At 58.6% G+C, this 5608-nt stretch carries 3 rRNA genes; all 3 read left to right on the top strand.

What is annotated here, in order from left to right:
• The first annotated feature begins 245 nt into the window (after positions 1-245).
• Positions 246-1766: ribosomal RNA gene (locus tag GYH36_RS18740) — 16S ribosomal RNA — on the top strand.
• 473 nt (positions 1767-2239) lie between these two features.
• Positions 2240-5346, top strand: a 23S ribosomal RNA gene (locus GYH36_RS18735).
• Between the two features lie 95 nt (positions 5347-5441).
• Positions 5442-5558 (top strand): 5S ribosomal RNA (rrf, locus tag GYH36_RS18730).
• The 16S, 23S and 5S rRNA genes sit together here, the layout of an rRNA operon.
• The last annotated feature ends 50 nt before the right edge of the window (positions 5559-5608 follow it).

The raw sequence follows: 5608 nt of genomic DNA, 5'->3' as shown, positions 1-5608 counted from the left end.
GGTGTGTGTCGGTTGTTTGAGAACTCAACAGTGTGCTTGTTAGTCAATGCCAAATTTTTTGTCCCTGTGGCATGGCTGATCGTTCCTGCTCGTTCGGGTGGGGTGGTTGGTTGTGTCTGGGATTCCTTTGGTTGATTTCGGAAGATGATGTCATCTTTCGTGTTGATGCCAGTCTTGTGAACCCTTGGGGTTCGCTTCGTATGGATTGTTCACCGCTGGGTTTGCCCGGTGGTGGGCGTTGTTCATTTACGGAGAGTTTGATCCTGGCTCAGGACGAACGCTGGCGGCGTGCTTAACACATGCAAGTCGAACGATGAAGCCCAGCTTGCTGGGTGGATTAGTGGCGAACGGGTGAGTAACACGTGAGTAACCTGCCCTTGACTTCGGGATAACTCCGGGAAACCGGGGCTAATACCGGATATGAGCTACCTTCGCATGGGGGTGGTTGGAAAGTTTTTCGGTCAGGGATGGGCTCGCGGCCTATCAGCTTGTTGGTGGGGTGATGGCCTACCAAGGCGACGACGGGTAGCCGGCCTGAGAGGGCGACCGGCCACACTGGGACTGAGACACGGCCCAGACTCCTACGGGAGGCAGCAGTGGGGAATATTGCACAATGGGCGCAAGCCTGATGCAGCGACGCCGCGTGAGGGATGAAGGCCTTCGGGTTGTAAACCTCTTTCAGCAGGGAAGAAGCGCAAGTGACGGTACCTGCAGAAGAAGCGCCGGCTAACTACGTGCCAGCAGCCGCGGTAATACGTAGGGCGCAAGCGTTGTCCGGAATTATTGGGCGTAAAGAGCTCGTAGGCGGTCTGTCGCGTCTGGTGTGAAAACTCGAGGCTCAACCTCGAGCTTGCATCGGGTACGGGCAGACTAGAGTGCGGTAGGGGAGACTGGAATTCCTGGTGTAGCGGTGGAATGCGCAGATATCAGGAGGAACACCGATGGCGAAGGCAGGTCTCTGGGCCGCAACTGACGCTGAGGAGCGAAAGCATGGGGAGCGAACAGGATTAGATACCCTGGTAGTCCATGCCGTAAACGTTGGGCACTAGGTGTGGGGCTCATTCCACGAGTTCCGTGCCGCAGCAAACGCATTAAGTGCCCCGCCTGGGGAGTACGGCCGCAAGGCTAAAACTCAAAGGAATTGACGGGGGCCCGCACAAGCGGCGGAGCATGCGGATTAATTCGATGCAACGCGAAGAACCTTACCAAGGCTTGACATGCACGGGAAGCCACCAGAGATGGTGGTCTCTTTGGACACTCGTGCACAGGTGGTGCATGGTTGTCGTCAGCTCGTGTCGTGAGATGTTGGGTTAAGTCCCGCAACGAGCGCAACCCTCGTCCCATGTTGCCAGCGGGTTATGCCGGGGACTCATGGGAGACTGCCGGGGTCAACTCGGAGGAAGGTGGGGATGACGTCAAATCATCATGCCCCTTATGTCTTGGGCTTCACGCATGCTACAATGGCCGGTACAAAGGGCTGCGATACCGTAAGGTGGAGCGAATCCCAAAAAGCCGGTCTCAGTTCGGATTGGGGTCTGCAACTCGACCCCATGAAGTCGGAGTCGCTAGTAATCGCAGATCAGCAACGCTGCGGTGAATACGTTCCCGGGCCTTGTACACACCGCCCGTCAAGTCACGAAAGTCGGTAACACCCGAAGCCCATGGCCCAACCCTTGTGGGGGGAGTGGTCGAAGGTGGGACTGGCGATTGGGACTAAGTCGTAACAAGGTAGCCGTACCGGAAGGTGCGGCTGGATCACCTCCTTTCTAAGGAGCTACCAGCACTCCTGGGGTCGGCCGTTGGTCGCCCGGGGTGTTCAGGTGCCACGCTGCCGCCGAACGCGCGGTGGGTGGTTGCTCATGGGTGGAACATTGACGAAAGAGCTCTGGTCGTGCGCTGGTGTCAGTACCTGCGTCTGCCGGCTGGTGCGTCGCCTTCGGGTGGTGTGCTGGTGGGTGGGTGTGGTGGAACCTCACTGGGGGACGGGTCGGGGCTTGTCGAGCACACTGTTGGGTCCTCAGGTCACCGGCCACCGGTTGGTGGGGTGCCTGGTACGGGCCGGTCCTCGGACCACGAACCGCTTCGTCGGGTGTCTTCGGGCATCGGGTGGGGTAGGCGGGTCTGGTGGGGGTCGGGGTCGTTGGTTGTTTGAGAACTGCACAGTGGACGCGAGCATCTTTGTAAAGATCAAGACGCACCCTTTGGGGTGTGGTTCTTGGTTCTCTGCAGTTTTGTTGTTGTTGAAGTTTTTAAGGGCACAGGGTGGATGCCTTGGCACTAGGAGCCGAAGAAGGACGTGGTAGCCTGCGATAAGCCTCGGGGAGCTGGCAAACGAGCTGTGATCCGAGGGTTTCCGAATGGGGGAACCCCGCACGAGTCATGTCGTGTGACCCGCACCTGAATATATAGGGTGTGTGGAGGGAACGTCGGGAAGTGAAACATCTCAGTACCGACAGGAAGAGATATTCCGTGAGTAGTGGCGAGCGAAAGCGGATGAGGCCAAACCGGGCGCGTGGTAAAGCTGTCAGGCGTTGCGTGTTCGGGGTTGTGGGACCCTTCTGGTGGATCTGACAGTCCGCCGGGGAGTGAGAAAGCCGTGTCATAGTCGAACCGCATTGAAAGGCGGACCACAGACGGTGCGAGTCCGGTAGACGAAATGGTGCGGCCTCCCGAAGGGGATCCCAAGTAGCACGGGGCCCGAGAAATCTCGTGTGAATCTGGCAAGACCACTTGCTAAGCCTAAATACTACCTAGTGACCGATAGCGGACCAGTACCGTGAGGGAAAGGTGAAAAGTACCCCGGGAGGGGAGTGAAATAGTACCTGAAACCGTGTGCCTACAATCCGTTGGAGCCTCCTTGGCTGGGGTGACAGCGTGCCTTTTGAAGAATGAGCCTGCGAGTTAGTGCTCAGTGGCGAGGTTAACCCGTGTGGGGAAGCCGTAGCGAAAGCGAGTCCGAACAGGGCGATTCAGTCGCTGGGTCTAGACCCGAAGCGAAGTGATCTAGCCATGGGCAGGTTGAAGCGCGGGTAAGACCGCGTGGAGGACCGAACCCACCAGGGTTGAAAACCTGGGGGATGACCTGTGGTTAGGGGTGAAAGGCCAATCAAACTTCGTGATAGCTGGTTCTCCCCGAAATGCATTTAGGTGCAGCGTCACGTGTTTCTTGCCGGAGGTAGAGCTACTGGATGGCCGATGGGCCCTACAAGGTTACTGACGTCAGCCAAACTCCGAATGCCGGTAAGTGGAAGCGTGGCAGTGAGACTGCGGGGGATAAGCTCCGTAGTCGAGAGGGAAACAGCCCAGACCACCGGCTAAGGCCCCTAAGCGTGTGCTAAGTGGGAAAGGATGTGGAGTTGCACAGACAACCAGGAGGTTGGCTTAGAAGCAGCCACCCTTGAAAGAGTGCGTAATAGCTCACTGGTCAAGTGATTCCGCGCCGACAATGTAGCGGGGCTCAAGTACACCGCCGAAGCCGTGGCATCTGCGCTCAACTCAGGCCTTCGTGGTCCAGAGGCGCAGGTGGGTAGGGGAGCGTCGTGTGGGCGGTGAAGCCGCGGGGGAACCCAGCGGTGGAGGCCACACGAGTGAGAATGCAGGCATGAGTAGCGAAAGACGGGTGAGAAACCCGTCCGCCGAATGACCAAGGGTTCCAGGGCCAGGTTAATCCGCCCTGGGTAAGTCGGGACCTAAGGCGAGGCCGACAGGCGTAGTCGATGGACAAGGAGTTGATATTCTCCTACCGGCGAAGAACCGCCCATACCGAGCCCGGTGATGCTCACCGCCCAAACCTGTCCACCGGCCCTTCGGGGCCACCGGGCAGGGGCGCGCGGGACCCAAACCGGTAGTAGGTAAGCGTATTAACAGGGGTGACGCAGGAAGGTAGCCCGGCGTGGCGATGGTTGACCACGTCCAAGGCTGTAGGCCGTCGGGTAGGCAAATCCGCCCGGCATCAAGGCTGAGAGCTGACGGTGAGCGCACAAGCGCGAACTGGGTGATCCTATGCTGCCAAGAAAAGCCTCGACGCGAGGTTCTAGCCGCCCGTACCCCAAACCGACTCAGGTGGTCAGGTAGAGAATACTAAGGCGATCGAGAGAATCGTGGTTAAGGAACTCGGCAAAATGCCCCCGTAACTTCGGGAGAAGGGGGGCCCGAAGCGTGAACACCCTCGCGGTGGGAGCGTGGACGGCCGCAGAGACCAGGGAGAAGCGACTGTTTACTAAAAACACAGGTCCGTGCGAAGTCGCAAGACGATGTATACGGACTGACGCCTGCCCGGTGCTGGAAGGTTAAGAGGACGGGTCAACCCCTCGGGGTGAAGCTCAGAATTTAAGCCCCAGTAAACGGCGGTGGTAACTATAACCATCCTAAGGTAGCGAAATTCCTTGTCGGGTAAGTTCCGACCTGCACGAATGGCGTAACGACTTCTCCGCTGTCTCAACCGCGAACTCGGCGAAATTGCACTACGAGTAAAGATGCTCGTTACGCGCAGCAGGACGGAAAGACCCCGGGACCTTTACTATAGCTTGGTATTGGTGTTCGGTGCGGCTTGTGTAGGATAGGTGGGAGACTGTGAAGCCCGTACGCCAGTGCGGGTGGAGTCAACGTTGAAATACCACTCTGGCCGCTTCGGATGTCTAACCTCGGTCCGTGATCCGGACCAGGGACAGTGCCTGGTGGGTAGTTTAACTGGGGCGGTTGCCTCCTAAAATGTAACGGAGGCGCTCAAAGGTTCCCTCAGCCTGGTTGGCAATCAGGTGTCGAGTGCAAGTGCACAAGGGAGCTTGACTGTGAGACTGACAGGTCGAGCAGGGACGAAAGTCGGAACTAGTGATCCGGCGGTGGCTTGTGGAAGCGCCGTCGCTCAACGGATAAAAGGTACCCCGGGGATAACAGGCTGATCTTGCCCAAGAGTCCATATCGACGGCATGGTTTGGCACCTCGATGTCGGCTCGTCGCATCCTGGGGCTGGAGTAGGTCCCAAGGGTTGGGCTGTTCGCCCATTAAAGCGGTACGCGAGCTGGGTTTAGAACGTCGTGAGACAGTTCGGTCCCTATCCGCTGCGCGCGCAGGAAACTTGAGAAGGGCTGTCCCTAGTACGAGAGGACCGGGACGGACGAACCTCTGGTGTGCCAGTTGTTCCGCCAGGAGCACCGCTGGTTGGCTACGTTCGGAAGGGATAACCGCTGAAAGCATCTAAGCGGGAAGCCTGCTTCAAGATGAGGTTTCCAACCCCTACGGGGGGAGAGGCACCCAGCAGAACACTGGGTCGATAGGCCGGACGTGGAAGCGGGGACGAAAGACCCGTGCAGCTGACCGGTACTAATCAGCCGACAACTTCAACACCCAACACACTCGTGCTACGCGTCCACTGTGCGGTTCCCGAACCACCAACACCACACCCCACGGGGTGCCCCAGCGTGTTGACAGTTCAACAGAGTTACGGCGGTCACAGCGAAGGGGAAACGCCCGGTCCCATACCGAACCCGGAAGCTAAGCCCTTCAGCGCCGATGGTACTGCCCTGGAGACGGGGTGGGAGAGTAGGACGCCGCCGGACAACCCTTCACCGAAGGCCCACCCCACACGGGGTGGGCCTTCGGCATTTCC

Origin of the sequence: Cellulosimicrobium composti, assembly GCF_010287905.1 — a bacterium.
GTDB classification, from domain to species: Bacteria; Actinomycetota; Actinomycetes; order Actinomycetales; family Cellulomonadaceae; genus Cellulosimicrobium; species Cellulosimicrobium composti.
Note: the sequence above shows the minus strand (reverse complement) of the source record. Positions and strands in the feature narration are given on the sequence as shown.